At 42.1% G+C, this 16,417-nt stretch carries 15 protein-coding genes; 8 read left to right on the top strand and 7 right to left on the bottom strand.

Annotated features, from left to right (window positions below):
• Positions 1-8: 8 nt before the first annotated feature.
• The 3 genes from rplC to FTT98_RS04175 form a co-directional block, all read right to left on the bottom strand.
• Positions 9-647 carry a 50S ribosomal protein L3 gene (gene rplC, locus FTT98_RS04185; RefSeq protein ID WP_078189280.1) on the bottom strand — a complete coding sequence of 213 codons (639 nt, stop codon included), beginning with the start codon at positions 645-647 and terminating at the stop codon, positions 9-11.
• Positions 648-706: 59 nt separating this feature from the next.
• On the bottom strand, positions 707-1,018 hold the full coding sequence (gene rpsJ / locus FTT98_RS04180; protein ID WP_000070912.1) for a 30S ribosomal protein S10: 312 nt from the start codon (positions 1,016-1,018) through the stop codon (positions 707-709).
• Positions 1,019-1,284: 266 nt separating this feature from the next.
• Positions 1,285-2,022 carry a type 1 glutamine amidotransferase gene (locus FTT98_RS04175; protein WP_180008436.1) on the bottom strand — a complete coding sequence of 246 codons (738 nt, stop codon included), beginning with the start codon at positions 2,020-2,022 and terminating at the stop codon, positions 1,285-1,287.
• Positions 2,023-2,180: 158 nt separating this feature from the next.
• On the opposite strand from FTT98_RS04175, the gene FTT98_RS04170 reads away from it, so the two are divergent.
• The 7 genes from FTT98_RS04170 to FTT98_RS04140 all read left to right on the top strand — a co-directional run bounded on the left by FTT98_RS04170 (position 2,181) and on the right by FTT98_RS04140 (position 9,562).
• Complete coding sequence (locus FTT98_RS04170; RefSeq protein WP_180008438.1) at positions 2,181-3,383, top strand: PLP-dependent transferase; 1,203 nt, start codon at positions 2,181-2,183, stop codon at positions 3,381-3,383.
• Positions 3,384-3,397: 14 nt separating this feature from the next.
• Positions 3,398-4,981: a helicase HerA-like domain-containing protein gene (locus tag FTT98_RS04165; protein WP_180008440.1), complete on the top strand. Its 1,584-nt coding sequence runs from the start codon at positions 3,398-3,400 to the stop codon at positions 4,979-4,981.
• Positions 4,982-5,131: 150 nt separating this feature from the next.
• Entirely contained in the window at positions 5,132-6,340 is a 1,209-nt protein-coding gene (gene hmpA, locus FTT98_RS04160; protein WP_180177053.1) for an NO-inducible flavohemoprotein, read from the top strand.
• 86 nt (positions 6,341-6,426) lie between these two features.
• Positions 6,427-6,870, top strand: coding sequence for an Rrf2 family transcriptional regulator (locus tag FTT98_RS04155; protein ID WP_180110385.1), 444 nt, complete (start codon positions 6,427-6,429; stop codon positions 6,868-6,870).
• An 85-nt stretch (positions 6,871-6,955) separates the two neighbouring features.
• Positions 6,956-7,816, top strand: coding sequence for a ribosome biogenesis GTP-binding protein YihA/YsxC (yihA, locus tag FTT98_RS04150; protein ID WP_180010522.1), 861 nt, complete (start codon positions 6,956-6,958; stop codon positions 7,814-7,816).
• Between the two features lie 156 nt (positions 7,817-7,972).
• Positions 7,973-8,917 carry a metal-dependent hydrolase gene (locus tag FTT98_RS04145; protein WP_180008443.1) on the top strand — a complete coding sequence of 315 codons (945 nt, stop codon included), beginning with the start codon at positions 7,973-7,975 and terminating at the stop codon, positions 8,915-8,917.
• 219 nt (positions 8,918-9,136) lie between these two features.
• Positions 9,137-9,562 carry a VOC family protein gene (locus tag FTT98_RS04140; protein WP_180055392.1) on the top strand — a complete coding sequence of 142 codons (426 nt, stop codon included), beginning with the start codon at positions 9,137-9,139 and terminating at the stop codon, positions 9,560-9,562.
• Here the strand turns inward: FTT98_RS04140 and FTT98_RS04135 are convergent.
• Both FTT98_RS04135 and FTT98_RS04130 read right to left on the bottom strand, forming a co-directional pair.
• Complete coding sequence (locus FTT98_RS04135; protein WP_171525930.1) at positions 9,559-10,818, bottom strand: dicarboxylate/amino acid:cation symporter; 1,260 nt, start codon at positions 10,816-10,818, stop codon at positions 9,559-9,561. The genes FTT98_RS04140 and FTT98_RS04135 overlap by 4 nt on opposite strands.
• 248 nt (positions 10,819-11,066) lie before the next feature.
• Positions 11,067-11,939: an acyl-CoA thioesterase II gene (locus FTT98_RS04130; RefSeq protein WP_078189289.1), complete on the bottom strand. Its 873-nt coding sequence runs from the start codon at positions 11,937-11,939 to the stop codon at positions 11,067-11,069.
• Between the two features lie 287 nt (positions 11,940-12,226).
• On the opposite strand from FTT98_RS04130, the gene plsB reads away from it, so the two are divergent.
• A complete protein-coding gene (gene plsB / locus FTT98_RS04125; RefSeq protein WP_180092998.1) occupies positions 12,227-14,800 on the top strand; it encodes a glycerol-3-phosphate 1-O-acyltransferase PlsB in 2,574 nt (857 codons plus the stop codon).
• 85 nt (positions 14,801-14,885) lie between these two features.
• Here the strand turns inward: plsB and FTT98_RS04120 are convergent, their stop codons facing one another.
• A complete protein-coding gene (locus FTT98_RS04120) occupies positions 14,886-15,482 on the bottom strand; it encodes a methyltransferase domain-containing protein (RefSeq protein ID WP_180170924.1) in 597 nt (198 codons plus the stop codon).
• A 151-nt stretch (positions 15,483-15,633) separates the two neighbouring features.
• Complete coding sequence (locus tag FTT98_RS04115) at positions 15,634-16,413, bottom strand: NAD-dependent epimerase/dehydratase family protein (protein ID WP_180170923.1); 780 nt, start codon at positions 16,411-16,413, stop codon at positions 15,634-15,636.
• Positions 16,414-16,417: the final 4 nt, after the last annotated feature.

Genomic DNA, 16,417 nt, shown 5'->3' with positions numbered 1-16,417 from the left:
ATTTCCCCTCAGGCCTTGATAGTAGGACGAACAGTAACGTCGCCACCAGTAGCACCAGGAACCGCGCCTTTAACAACTAGAACTGAACGTTCTGCGTCGATAGCAACGATTTCAAGACCCTGTGTAGTTACACGTTCAGCACCTAAGTGACCAGGCATTTTTTTGCCTTTGAACACGCGACCAGGAGTCTGGTTTTGACCTGTAGAACCGATAACACGGTGAGATACAGAGTTACCATGTGTAGCGTCTTGAGTACGGAAGTTCCAACGCTTAACACCACCTTGGAAACCTTTACCTTTAGATGTACCAGTAACGTCAACAATTTGACCCACTGTGAACACATCTACACCGATAGTTCCGCCAACTTCACGACCTTCAAGATCAGCTTCTGTAGCGCGGAATTCTTGAACTAGACGACCAGCAGCTACACCCGCTTTAGCGAAGTGACCTTTCTGAGCGTTAGTTACGCGAGATTCGCGACGTTCACCAGTAGTGATTTGAATCGCTTGATAACCATCAGTTTCAAGCGTTTTGATTTGTGTGATGCGGTTAGGATCAACCTCAATCACTGTTACAGGTACAGAAACACCAGCATCTGTAAAGATACGTGTCATACCGCACTTGCGACCGACTAAACCAATAGCCATGTGCATAAACCTCTAAAAAAGCGGCCTAATTAACTTAGAGCGTTAATTAACCGAAAGCCTTAACCCAAAGCGATCTGAACATCAACACCAGCTGCAAGATCTAACTTCATCAATGCATCAACAGTTTTATCTGTAGGTTGAACGATGTCGATCAAACGTTTGTAAGTGCGGATCTCGTATTGGTCACGCGCATCTTTGTTAACGTGTGGTGATGTTAAAACGTTAAAACGTTCGATACGTGTAGGCATCGGGATTGGACCACAAACTTGTGCGCCAGTACGTTTTGCTGTTTCTACGATTTCTTGAGCTGATTGATCAATAAGACGGTGATCAAAAGACTTAAGACGGATACGAATTCTCTGGTTAGACATACCAGTTAACTCCAAGCCAAATATATAAAGAATCACTCTTGACGCATCTCACCCCACTATTTTAAGGCAAGTGTCAAGAGCAGTGAAATATCACTAAGGTCACGATCGATGCCGCGACTGTCACGATGTTAACTACTTTATTCGTAGCTAACCCCCTTCATCAAAGGGTCGCCCATTATAGCTATTGTTTAATGCATAAGCAAATCTCTTTTGCTGTTTTTCTTATATTTTTATTTTTTATGCAAGATCAATTGCTTAACTTTTAATCAATAGGCGTTTTTTCTTAATACATACTCTATTGCTTGGTTTAGTATTTGATTTCCCTCAATAAATTTGTTCTTTGCGCTTTTCCGTAGATCATGTACTGGCTGTACATGTGTTCCTGAAAAAAATGCCACTTCTTCATCATTTTCCAAAAATAAATCGAGTACTTCTGGGGTAATTTCAGGATGAAATTGGAAGCCCAAAACATTTTGCCCGATTTGATACATTTGATTACGACATGCATCATTTTCCGCCAGCAATACCGCTCCTTTCGGAATTTCAAATGTTTCACTGTGCCACTGCATGACTTTAAACTCTTCCGGTAGTTTGAAACAGTCATGCGGTACGTTAGCGACCTTACGGATGGTCGTCCAACCCAATTCTTGTTGTGCATTTCGGCTCACCGCCCCACCCAAAGCATTGGCAATCAATTGCCCGCCTAAACAAAGCCCGATTGCGGGTTTGCCGAGTGCTAAATAGCGTCGCAGCCATCGTTTTTCTATTTTTAACCATGGGAAATTTGCCTCATCATTTACGCTCATGGTCCCACCCATAATGATAAGTAAATCGACATCTTCAACATGCGGCAAAGCCTCGAGATCCAAGGCTTGATCGACAGGTAATGCAAAGAATTCTGTGGCCGTAATTTTGGCCTGATGCTGTTTTAAAAAATCATAACAACTGCCGAACCCTTCGCCAGCAATATGCTGAAAATAATGTACTTTTAAATGCGACTTCATGCGCTAAACCTATTGTTGTTGCTCTGATATCGGTTTTGCAAGAATGAAGCCAACTTTGCTTTTCACTTAATTTTCTATACAAAAGCATCGTAAATCCATGTGTTTTAGTCGTATTCTTTTGAACATTCATTATTATTTTGATCATTTCAGAGCGCCACGTGAAAAAGAATCCTCAAACTGAACTCATTCATGCACCAAGAAAGGCACCGCAATACATCAATAGTGTTCAACCTCCCCTGTTTCGTGCATCCACTATAATTTTCGAAAATACAGATGCGCTATTTAATCGCCATTGGACCGATGATTATGACTATAGCTATGGCACGCATGGTACCCCCACGACATTTACCCTAGGCGATCAGCTTGCTCAGATTGAAGGAGGCTTGTATCACTTACTTGCACCAAGCGGTTTGTCTGCAATTAATTTGGTCAATTCATGTTTTTTAAGTCAAGGGGATGAAGTGTGGGTCGCAGATAATATCTATGGCCCAAATATGGAACATCTACGCAACCTAGAAACCCGCTACGGTATCGTGGTCAAGGTTTATAACCCGATTGATGTCAACTCATTCACACCTTCAGCGCAAGCCAAGCTTATTTGGTTAGAAGCTGCTGGATCTGTCACTTTAGAGTTTCCAGATTTAGTCGGCTTGGTCAAAAAAGCCCAAGCCCATAACATTCTCACTGCACTGGACAATACTTGGGGAGCAGGACTTGCCTTTAATGCTTTTGATTTCAGTGCTGAGCATCTGAGTGTCGATATCAGTGTACATGCCTTGACCAAATACCCAAGTGGCGGCGGGGATATTTTGATGGGTTCGGTAATTACACGAGATAAAAAGCTTCATCACAAACTGTTTCGTGCCCACGCCATTCAAGGCATTAGTATCTCTGGTGATGACGCCGCGCAAGTACAACGCAGCCTGGCTTCAATGCGCCTGCGCTATGAACACCAGTCACAAAGTGCTTTAACTTTATTAAATTGGCTAAAACAGCAGCCAGCCTTTGTACAGGTTTTACATCCTGCTGATGAAGCTTCCGCAGGACATCAGTATTGGAAAGAAATTTGTACAGAACAACACAGTGCCGGCTTGGTCAGCGTGGTATTTAATGAAAAATATAGCTTGCAAGATGTACGCCGTTTTTGCGATGCGCTGAAACTATTTAAACTCGGTTTTAGCTGGGGTGGCCCAGTCAGTTTAGTCATGTTATATAACTTAAAAGTTATGCGTGTACTCGAACATTCACATATTCAAACCGGCTTACTGGTTCGCTTTTGTATAGGACTAGAACATCCTGCAGATTTAATACAAGATATAGAAAACGCACTACAACATTTAAATAAACAGCAACTCGAATAAATACAGGAACATCTATGGGTACACCAATTGTTATTGGCAAAAAAACACAAGACACTACACAAGATGTGGTGCTTCATTCACAATTTGCAAACCGCCATGGTTTGATTGCTGGGGCCACAGGTACTGGTAAGACGGTGACGTTGAAGGTGTTGGCAGAAAGTTTTTCTCGGCTGGGTGTACCTGTATTTTTAGCCGATGCCAAAGGGGATGTTTCTAGCCTTGCCAAAGCAGGTGAAAGCAATCCTAAGTTTGACGAACGAATTAAAAGTTTAAATATCGAGAGCATTCCTTTTGCTGCCTCCCCTGTGGTGTTTTGGGATTTGTTTGGTGAACAAGGACATCCCATTCGCACCACCATTTCTGAAATTGGTCCACTGCTCCTTGCCCGAATTCTGAATTTAAACGACACGCAAGAAGGTGTGCTATCTGCGGTCTTTCGTATTGCCGATGATCAGGGCTTATTGCTCATCGACTTTAAAGACTTAAAAGCCATGATCAGCTACGTCAGTGAACATGCGGCAGAATTTAAAAATGAATATGGCAATTTATCACCTGCAAGCTTAGGTGCAATTCAACGTAATTTGCTCGCATTAGCCGATCAAGGCGGTGACAAGTTCTTTGGTGAGCCTGCACTCAATATCATTGATTTCATTCAAACGGATGCACAAGGTCGTGGCAACATCAACCTGCTCGCCGCCGACAAGTTAATGAATACCCCTAAGCTCTATGCAACTTTCTTACTTTGGATGCTGTCAGAACTGTTTGAACAATTGCCCGAAGTTGGAGATATGGATAAACCCAAACTGGTGTTCTTCTTTGATGAAGCACATTTATTGTTTGATAACGCCAGCCCTGCTTTACAAGAAAAGATTGAACAAGTGGTTCGTCTGATTCGCTCTAAAGGGGTCGGCATTTACTTTGTAACGCAAAATCCACTTGACCTACCTGAGAGTGTTTTAGGACAACTGGGTAACCGTGTTCAACATGCGCTACGTGCATTTACCCCCAAAGATCAGAAAGCGGTCAAGACGGCAGCAGATACTTTTCGAGCCAATCCTGCGTTTAAAGTCGATCAAGTGATTACGGAACTGGCTGTAGGTGAAGCACTGATTAGCTGTCTAGATGAACAAGGCACACCTCAAATTGTTGAACGTGCTTGGGTGATGCCACCCTACTCTTCATTTAGCCCAATTGCTGTAGATGAACGTAAAGCACTCATGGCAAATAGCGTTGTCGCAGGTGTGTATGACACCGAAGCAGACCGTGAAAGTGCCTATGAACTTTTGCAAAACAAAGTGGCGGAGCGCCAACAACAAGCCATCCAAGCGGAACAAGATAAAATAGAAGCCAAAGAGCAAGAAGCCTTGGCCAAACAAAAAGCCAAGGAAGCAGATGCACTCGCCAAACAGCAAGCACGTGAACAAGAACGCCTTGCGCGCGAACAACAAAAAGAAGCTGAGCGTTCAGCCAAACAACGTGAAAAACTGATTCAAGACACGGTAGGAACTTTTGCAAAAAGTGCTGCACGCAGCTTGGGCGGGTCGACAGGTCAGAAAATTATCCGTGGCCTCTTAGGTTCTATCTTCGGCAAGAAATAATCTAAAAGCCCAATTAAAAAGTACAAAATTATGGAATCTTTTTATATTCCATAATTTTTTTATGGTTTTTACTAAAACATGTATTGCGCGGATGTATTTAAAAATGTATTTTAAATACATCTTATAAATAACAGCCATGAGAGATCAGCTATGACTCCGCAGCAAATTGACCTAGTAAAAGCTACTGTTCCTGTTCTACGTGAAAATGGTGTCGCGCTGACTGGTTACTTCTATAATCGTATGTTGGGCAATAACCCTGACCTCAAAGAAACCTTTAACATGGGACATCAGCGCAGCGGTGCTCAGGCACAAGCCTTGGCGGGTGCTGTATTGGCTTATGCTGAAAATATTGAGGACCCATCTGTACTTTTACCAGTTGTAGAATTAATTGCGCATAAACATGTGAGTCTTAACATTCAAGCGCCAGACTATAATATTGTCGGCGAAAATTTGCTGCACTCGATCAGTGAAGTATTAAGCATTTCAATGGAAGATCCACTGATTGCAGCTTGGGCAGCAGCATATGGACAATTGGCAGACTTGTTTATCAGCACTGAAAAAGCGATTTATGAGCAACATCAGCAAACTAAAGGCAGTTGGTTAGGTTGGCGTAATTTCAAAATCGCGAAAAAAGTGGCTGAAAGTGATGAAATCACCTCATTCTACCTTGAGCCTTCTGATGGTGGTGATTTACCAAAATATGAAGCAGGTCAGTACATCTCTGTACGTGTATTGGTCGATGAGCTGGGTCTAAAACAACCACGTCAATATACACTGTCGACCAGCCCACAAGACAACTACTTACGTATCTCTGTAAAACGTGAAGATCAGAAAGGTGACTTGGTTCCAGGTTGGGTATCGAATACACTGCATGGCTTGGAGATCGGTTCAGAAATCGAAGTGTCTGCACCAACAGGTAATTTCTTCCTGATTGATTCACAAAAACGCAATGTCTTTATCAGTGGTGGTGTAGGTCTAACACCAATGATTGCGATGCTGAATCAGTTGGTGACTTTAGACATGCCACAACCTGTAACCTTTATCCATGCCTGCCGTAGCAAACAAGTGCATGCAATGCATAAACACATTCAGGATTTGGAAGCAAAATACCCACGTCTTAGCACTTTTACAGCGTATGAGTTCCCTCATGCTAATGATAAATTAGGTGAAGATTATGATGCTGCTGGTCATCTAGACTTAGGCAGCATGGATACTGCACTGTTACCGATCAATGCGGATTATTACCTTTGCGGTCCAATGCCATTTATGGCTGAACAACAGAAAGCTTTAATTGCTCGTGGTATTCCTGCTAGCAATATTCACAGCGAAGCTTTCGGCACTGGTGGTGTAAAACACTAACTAAGCTATTCACCTGAAATACAAAGGGTTAGTTTAGTTATGCTAGACTAGCCCTTATTTATTTCTCTCAGACTCACAGTATTATCATGCAACTCAATAAATTCACCGATTATGCATTACGCATTTTGCTCTATATCGCACGTCCTCGTGATGTGCCTTATAACATTGCTGAAATTGCAGAAGACCTGCACGTTTCGCGTAATCACTTGGTGAAAATTGTGCATTTTATGGCAAAGCAAAACTGGTTAATCACCAGCCGCGGCAAAGGTGGCGGCATCCGCCTTAACCCTGAAGCACTTGAGGCTCAGCTCGGTCAAATCGTACGGATTTTGCAAGGTAATCACCAGATTGTTGAATGCAATGACCCACCCTGCTTACTGCGCAGTCAGTGTGGTTTAAAAAGCATTTTAGACCAAGCTTTAGAACAGTTTTATCAAAGTCTCGATCAGTACAAACTTGCCGATGTCTTGCAACCAAGCAGCGCATCTAAATTTACAACACAATCTCCGATTCAAATGATCAATCTCTAATTTCACTTTGCCTGCGACAAAATTCGCTTGCCTGCCCGACTTCCTTTATAATGCGTGTTGTTAAATCAGTTATTGAAGTTGGGTTATGCATCAGCACAGAGGAAAATCACGAAACAGTAAAGCGGCCAATGCGCCGAAGCAAAAGATTACTTACGAGAAAAAAGTAGACTCTGCGATTACTGAATATGCTGTGCGCTCGCTCAACTGGCTACGCAAAGCTGAGTTCTTAATGAGTGCGCCTAAACTCAACCTCTGCGTTGAAGATACCGGCTATGAAATTGCCTTTGCTGGCCGCTCTAATGCGGGTAAGTCGAGTGCCATTAATGCGCTCACCAACCAAAAACAATTGGCACGTGCGTCGAAAAAACCGGGTCGTACCCAAATGATCAACTTTTTCAGTCTAGGAAATCCTGATCAACGTTTGGTCGACTTACCGGGTTATGGCTATGCCGCTGTACCTGAAGCGATGAAAATCGTTTGGCAAAAAGAGTTAGAAAACTATCTGATACACCGTGAAAGTTTACAAGGTCTTGTGCTGTTGATGGATATCCGTCATCCACTACAACACTTTGACGTCATGATGTTGGAATGGGCACATTCTCGTAAATTGTTCGTGCACGTACTGCTCACCAAATCAGATAAATTAAACCGTGGCCCAGCCTCTAAAGCACTACAAGAAGTGAAAGCAGCATTGAAAAAAATGAAGCTAAACTTCTCTATCCAATTGTTCTCATCATTGAATAAACAAGGTTTAGAAGAGTTAGCGAGTGTCATGGCGGGTCGCCTAAACTTCACTCTAGAGCAATCCACAGAGTTTGATCTCGACAGCATACCTGAAGCATCGGAAGATGATATTGAAATCGATGCAGATGCGGAAGCATTCGATGACGTCGACACTACATCTGAAGATTTACCCCAAGCTGAAGGCAAAAATTCAGACCACTAATCCAGTAATTTTAAAGTCAGCGCAAGGATGATTGTCTGACAAAAAGTATCATCTGAAGATAATGAAATGTCCTGTATTGCTAATCACAATGCAGGATTTTTTTGGATACTGAATACATCAGATGTGTACTCGATCACATAAAAACAAGGATAGGTCATGAAATTACTCTCCCGCTTGAGAAACACAAAACTTGGATCATCAATCGAATATAAAATTAAGCCACGCAAAGTGAAATTTGAGTGGCAAGATACTCAAGTTGACTGGGTGCCCAACCAACCATTTGTCAGCTATTTTATTAATGAAATTAATATGATCTTACCGGCTGGTGAGTTTTGGTTTTGCCGTCTGTATAACAAAGTATTGCCACAAATTAGAGATGAAAAACTAGCAGAGGACGTTAAAGCATTTATCCGCCAAGAAGCCATGCATGCTCAGGCGCATAACTCTGCCAATAAAGAATATCTGTCTCAGCGCAATATCAGTATTCAACGCAACCTTGAAATCATGGACTTCCTCTTTGGCAAACTGCTTGCGGACCAACCTTTAGGGCTCAACGTACCTAAAGCTTTGGATCATCAATGGGATCTCTTTCGTTTAGGGGTGATTGCAACAGTTGAGCACATGACCTGCGTACTAGGCAAATATGCTTTATATAACAAAGAGTGGGAACGCCTCGGTGCCGATCCGAATATGCTCGATCTAGTAAAATGGCATGGTGCAGAAGAGATAGAACATCGTACCGTGTCTTTTGATTTGTATCGTCATCTCGGTGGGGGCTATATTTCTCGCTATTATCAAAGTGTGATCGTAATTGCAGCCGTACTTGGTCTATGGGTCGATGGTGCAGCACATATCATGCAGCAAGACTCGCGCTATGCATCGATTAAACCTGCCGTATATAAACAGTGGATTTGGCGTGAATGGGCGCGTATCGCGCAAAAAGACAATCGCTTATTGCCACATCCGCTTTGGTTGGTGTCGCAGCAATTGGGGTATTTAATGCCTTGGTACGATCCTGTACATGAAGCAAAAACTGAAGATGCGATTGCCTATCTCGACAACTCTCCTGCTGCAAAACGTGCCGCACTGAAAGTTGCTTAAACACCATTTAAAATCTGTATTAAGCAGGGTTCGCCCTGCTTTTTTTGTGCTCACATCCATTACGCTCCATTTTTTATTGAGCAATCAACAAACTCAAGATGGATAGGCTCATAAGTTCGAGGTTTAAAGTACAGTTATTCCGAGTTCCCTATTCTCTTTAAAATGTATTTATACTCAGTCTCATCCTAAAATAAAAATACATCGTTCAGGAGCATCTCCATGCACGCTCACATCTCCGTCATTACACTGGCCGTGAAAGATTTACACGCTGCATTCGCGTTTTATCAGGAGGGTCTAGGTCTAAATAGCGCTGGGATTATTGGGACTGAATTTGAACATGGCGCTGTGGCATTTTTTGATTTACAACACGGTTTAAAGCTTGCACTCTGGCCGCAAGATAGCCTTAGTCATGACACTGGAATCAGTACATCTGCGTTTTGTCCAACTCAAATGTCTCTCGGACATAACGTCAACAGTACCGCAGCCGTCGATCAAATTATGCAACAAGCCCAACGCGCTGGTGCAAAACCAATTAAGCCCGCACAGCCCACGTTTTACGGTGGTTATGCAGGCTATTTTCAAGACTTAGATGGGCATCTGTGGGAGATCGTCTACAACCCACATTTTAGTGCTTTATCTATTTAATTCGACAACGCTGGTTCATCTACATCTCGCGTATGACGATCCACCACCACACTAATCATCATATCGCCCTGTACGTTCACCACAGTCCGTACCGTATCCAATAGACGATCGATCGGCAGCAATATCGCAATGGCTTCTGCAGGAAGCCCAACCGATTGTAAAACCATAATCATCGTCACCATTCCAGCACTTGGAATGCCCGGTGCGCCGAGTGACGCAATCATGGCGGTTGCACAGACAATTAACTGCTGACCCAAGGTTAAATCTAAGCCCATCAAGTTAGCAATAAATAACGCAGCAGCAGCTTCATACAACGCTGTACCATCCATATTTAACTGTGTGCCCAATGGAATCACAAAACCTGCTGTTTGAGGACGTACGCCTAAATTTTCCTGCGCACATTTCATCGACAGTGGCATCGTTGCTGAACTTGAACTGGTTGCAAAAGCAGTGATTAAGGCAGCTCGTGTTCCTCTAAAAAATGTCAGTGGACTCATTTTCCCAAAAATCCAAAGCAACAGAGGTAACACCACTGCCCCATGGAAAATCGTGGTCCCTGTGACTACGGCAGCAAACTCCGCGAGGCGACTCAACACCGAAATATCTTCGGTAGCAATCAATTTAGCCAATAATGCAAAAATACCAATCGGTGCAAGCTTCATCACCCAACCGATGATCATCATCATGATGTCAAAAAATTGCTGACTGAGCTTTCTCACACTTCGAAATTTTTCACCGCCTTTGACCAAGGCCACACCTAAAAATAGTGAAAACACCACGACAGCGAGTACATTGCCATCACTAAAGGCTTTAAACGGATTGATCAGTGTATTTTGAATAAAATTGGTAAAGAATGAACCTGCTGTGAGGGTGTCAGGACTCTGATGTTGTTGCATTGCATCTTGGAACATGACGATGTCCACGCCCTGCCCAACTTTAAAAATATGCGCACATGCTAGACCCAAGATCAGTGCCAAAGTCGTGGTGGTGACACAGCAAGCTAAGGTAATTTTCCACGTACGACTCAGCTGACCACCCGCTTGTAAATTCGATACCCCCACCACAATCGAACTAAAGATCAGCGGAACCAAGATCATTTTCAGCAAGCCAATAAAAATACTACTGGCAATCCCCAGGCCATACAGGCTGGCGGATAAAAACTGCGTCTCTGGAAACTGAATTAATAAAAAGCCAAATGCCACACCCAATATTGCGGCAATTAAAATCTGCGTATTTAAGCTCATTGTGCCTTGCATTAATCATCCTTTATTCAGGCACTATGCCATGCGACCCACCGGGAATCGAGGAATTTTTTGTCACATATACTGCTACAATTCTGCAAAGCATGTATTCAACCCAATTCAATTTGTACTGCACCCTAATTAGATAACTCGATTCCGTGAGTAGTTGCATAACCCCAAATTGACGGAGATAAAAAACCGAATCAGAAGATTCGGTTTTTTCAGTATTCAGCTTTTACGACTTAACACATAGTGCTTAAAGCTTATTGGGTTTCAATTTCGCGTAAACGGATCAAGCCTTCTTGTGTCGTACTACAGACCAACTCACCGTTTTGCCACATGCGACCGAAATTTAGACCACGTGAACTAGCACTGACCGTGGCATCCATGTCATAAAGCATCCATTCATCCACACGGAATGGCTTATGGAAATACATGGCATGGTCAATACTCGCACACTGCAAACTTGGTGATAAATAACTTAAACCATGTGGGCGTAGTGCAGTCGTCATCAGCGTAAAGTCTGAATAGAATGCCGCAATAGCCTGATGTAAAGAGATGTCATCAACGTCAGCAGCAATTTTGTCATGGGTACGAATATAGTGTGCATACGACGGCGCAGCAGGCTGCGGTTGGTACGGGTTTTGCGGATCAATCGGGCGAATTTCCACATGACGGTCACGCATAAAAGATGCACGGACGTTTTCAGGAACAAATTCCACCATCATTCGTTTTAGCTCAGCTTCAGATTTTAAATCTTCGACGGCTGGATATTCTGGCTCTGCAACTTGGTAATTCAAACCTTCTTCTTGCTCTGCAAATGACACCATACACATGAAAATGGTTTTACCATGTTGAATCGCACGAACCTGACGACTCACAAAACTGCGTCCATCGCGAATACGATCTACTTCATAAATGATCGGTGCATTGATATCACCACCAAATAAGAAATAGGCATGTAAGGAATGAGCAGGTCGATCTGTTGTATAAGATGCCGCACGGAGCGCCTGACCTAAAACCTGTCCACCAAAGACACGCTTCCCGACCAAATTTCGGCTTTGCCCACGAAAAATATTTTCTTCTAATTTTTCAAGACTGAGTAAATCAACCAACTCTTGTGTTAAGGCATTCATAACAAACCTATCTATCATTCGGGATTAAGCTAACGCAGGCAACATCAACAGATGTTTAAATATATTTTCCATTTTGCCATAAATCCAGACTAAAACCCTAAAGATTCGCTGACTGATCTGTCACCTTGCTGATGCAATATAACTGCTAAAAATACGTTTTTTAACGATAAAATCTTACAATATCTATGCAATTTGTCAGAAAATGACATACAGTTTTTAAGTACAATTACGCAGAATAGATTCCCCTCAGAATCTCTGTGGTTTGGTCATGAAAAGTAGGAGTTTGTATGTCCAAGAGCGGCTTTGGTCAGATGTATCGAAAGCTTTCGAGTAAACTGCTTGACCTTGTGGTAACACCGCATGTTTTAGGTGAAGTCCCTGTAGAACCTGTAGTGACTGAAACCGATACAGATACCGGCGTACAGACAACGAAAATTACCTGCTACGTTCTGCAAAATCATTCACGGAGTAATGCTTTAATTGTCGATGGTGAAACCCGTCGTTTAAAGCTACACCCTGCACTCGACCCAATGACTGTGGGTACGCAAACAGAAAAAGCCTCTGTGGTGTTTTTACAACATCATGATGAAGACAACTTACTCAATCCACCGCCACATGCCTTTCCACCTCGTTTATTACGTTTAATTGAGGTTTTGGAAAAAAATCCTGATGCGGATGTTGAGCTCGTTCCTGTAACCGTGCTGTGGGGCCGTGAACCCGATAAAGAAGATTCTTGGTTTAAATTATTATTTACCGATACATGGTCTACACCAAGCAAAGTGAAGCAGCTGGTCAATATTGGTTTGCACGGTCGTCAATCGTACCTCGAATTCCATGAGCCACAGTCTTTGCGTCGTTTGGTTGAATATGCCAAAACTACACATCCAAACTTGTCACCTGCGACTTATATTGTTAGCACACTGAATGATTATTTAGATGCGCAGCGTGAAGTGGTTTTGGGTCCGGATTTATCCGACCGTCGTAATGTGATGCATGGCCTGATCAAATCTACGGATGTGCAAGATGCGATTCGTCGTGAAAGCATTCGCAGTAAAATCAGTATGGTTGAAGCTGAGCGTCGTGCGATTGGTTATTTAAATGAAATCGTTTCTGACTATTCTGCATCAACAGTACGTTTTGCTGACTTAGCACTGACTCGCCTGTGGACACAGCTTTATGATGGCGTAGAAGTACATAACTTCAGTACCGTTCGTGAACTGGCCAAAGACTACGAGATCATTTACACCCCATGTCATCGTAGCCATATCGACTATTTATTATTGTCATATGTGATCTATAAGCGTGGTTTGATGGTGCCGTACATTGCTGCGGGTGATAACTTGAACATGCCATTTGTCGGGCAAATTTTACGTGGCGGCGGCGCGTTCTTTATTCGTCGTTCATTCCGTGGCAATGGTCTCTACACCACCGTATTTAAAGAATACCTCTACAGTATTTTGGCGCGTAATACACCGCTTGAATACTTCATCGAAGGTGGGCGTTCACGTACTGGTCGTTTATTACCACCGAAGACCGGCATGCTCGCCATGACTGTCCATGGTCATTTACGTAATCCAGCCAAACCGATCGTGTTCTTACCGACCTATATTGGTTATGAGCGTTTAATGGAAGGTGCGACCTACGTTGGTGAAATGAATGGTAAGCCAAAAGAAGGCGAATCAATCATCGGGATTATGAAAACACTGCGTAAGATCGAACGTATTTTCGGTAAAGTTCATTTGAACTTTGGTGAGCCGGTTTTCCTTGATGATATGTTGAAACAGCATAATGCAAGCAACATCAAAATCGAGAAAAATGACGACCCAATTCCGCCAGAAGTTTCGGATGCCATTAACAGTTCTGCACACGTGATTTTAGAAAATATTAACCGTGCAGCAGTGGTGAACCCAGTTTCATTGCTTTCACTGATTTTATTGGCAACATCTAAACACACTTTAGATGAAGAGATTTGCATTAAGCAGTTAGATACCTATCGCGATCTTTTAAATGCCTTACCTTACGATGAGCGCATGCAAGTCACACCGCTATCCGGTAAAGAAATCATTGCTTATGGTTTAAAACTCAAGCTGATCAAACGTGTTAATCATGTCCTTGGCGATATTATTGCCATTGCTGATAATCAAGCGGTGCTGTTAACCTACTTCCGTAACAACATCCTGCACGCATTTATTTTGCCATCACTCATTGCCGCTTTGGTTGAACATAATGGTTCTATTCGCCGTGGTGATTTGATTAATGTCATTCGTACACTGTATCCATTCTTAAAAGCTGAGTTATTCCTCAAATGGAATAATGAAGAGCTTAAAGATCAGATCTGTGCGTATGCAGAAGTACTGATCAAAGCCAAGCTAATTTCTGAAGATGCAGAAGGCAACCTGATCTCCCCTGCGCCTAACTCAGAGCAGCACAATCAGTTAGTGGTCTTGGCTGCACCTGTGATGCAAAGTCTAGAGCGTTACTACATGACTTTGGCTTTAATCACACAACGTGGTTCAGGCAATATCTCGACGCGTCAGGTTGAAGAACTCAGTCACTTGGTTGGTCAACGTCTGTCTGTGTTGTATGAATTTAACTCGCCTGAGTTCTTTGATAAGGCCTTATTCCAAAGCTTTATTAAAGTCTTAACCCAACAAGGTTATATCAGCACCAATGAAAACAATGCCATTGTGTTTGATGAAAATTTCCAAAATGTTGCGCAATATGCCAACCTCGTTTTGGATGATGTGACACTCCAAATGTTGCAACACATTACGACCTTTAGTGATGAAGAGTTAAAAGAAGCACTTGATAAAGTTGCTGCGGAACAAGCCAAAAAACGCTTGAAACGTAAGAAGAAATAAACCGTTCTGATTTTTTCGCCATAAAAGCGGAAGAAGATGAGCAAAATCAGGGACAAGTTGTAAAAAACTTGTCTCTTTTTTTGGATTATACAAAAGTATTTAATATTTTCTTTTTTAAAATTAAGGTATATACATTCCAAAATTTTGGAGTTCCATTGGCTAGCGGTTTATTGCCTTTAAATTCATCGATATAAATAATATCAAAGTCCGCATCAAACAATTGTTTAAGCTCTTCCTGCTCAAAACCTATAAATTTTTCAGAAAAATTATTTACCCAATCATCATCTTTCCCTAACCGTTGTATGAGTAAGATGCCTTGCTCACTTAAGGATTCCTGCATTTTCTTTAAAACACTTTCAAGCGAATCCGTAGAACAAAAAAATAAACTGAATAAAGCAATAATTAAACTAGCTTTAGGAAAGCTATAGTCTTCAAAGGCCTGATTAGAAAATAAAAAATTCTTATTGTCTTTAAATTTACTTAGACAGATATTTTTAGCGTCAACAGACGGATCAAATGCATATACTTTAAAATGATGACGGAGTAGAAATGATGATTCATTTCCTGCACCACAACCACAATCAATCGCGATCTTTGGTAAATTCTCAAAATAACTCAAAGCTTTTTCCAAAATCGGTCTATGGGGTAAATTCTGAGTAAGTTCAGCAAATGATTTTGTCATTATTTAAATTTTATCCTTTGAGATCCATTCGAAAATTTGAACAATACATGTTGTAAAAGACCTATTTCATTCATTTATAGAATTTCTTTTAATACTCACCAAGCTACACTGAATTTTATACGTCACACCAATTTTACGCTACACATCACAATCAATCGTGCGCTAACTTAAAACCACTCTCCATCATCCGCATTGCATAAATTTTTTTACCTGTTTCTACTTCACTCTCTAAAACCAATTCGGGTAAATGCATAGCTCTTTGCAAATCCAAGATTCGCTCATGCAAAGGTTGAGGTTGGTTATTAGTACAAATATATGATTTTTCATGATGTTCCACGTGAAGTAGATGACACAGAAATTTTGCCAAATCATCGATATGTATTCGATTTGACCAATGGATATTGGGATAGTGATGAGTCGTTTCTGCCAGTTTCTGCATTCGTGTTGTCGATGTGCCATAAATCCCAGATGGACGTACGATCACGCATTCGGTAGGAAATGCTAGTGAGTAGTGATGCTCCATTTCAAGTAACAACATCCCCTGCTCATCGATCGGACGTGGCACAGTGTCATCATCAATGCGCTCCCCCGCATGCTCACCATAGACACGAGTGGACGACACCACGATTAAACGTTGTATTGGATGATGTGCTAATGCTTGAACAATTGGCTGTACAGAATCGACATAAGTATGTCGGTAAGCATCCACAGCATTGAATTGAGCATGGCGTGCAGGAGCCAAAAGAACATAGACAGCATCAATCGGTTGAACCTGCGACAAATCCAGTTGGTGAATATCTTGGATTAAATGTTCTGCAAAATCATCCTCTTTCGCACTACGACTCACTGTGGTAATTTGGTGACCTTGCTGAAATAATTGTTTAGCAACGCGTTGCGATGTTTTACCATAACCGATAAATAGAATATGCATCAAA

Source organism: Acinetobacter sp. YH12039 (genome assembly GCF_013420015.1).
GTDB classification, from domain to species: domain Bacteria; phylum Pseudomonadota; class Gammaproteobacteria; order Pseudomonadales; family Moraxellaceae; genus Acinetobacter; species Acinetobacter amyesii.
Note: the sequence above shows the minus strand (reverse complement) of the source record. Positions and strands in the feature narration are given on the sequence as shown.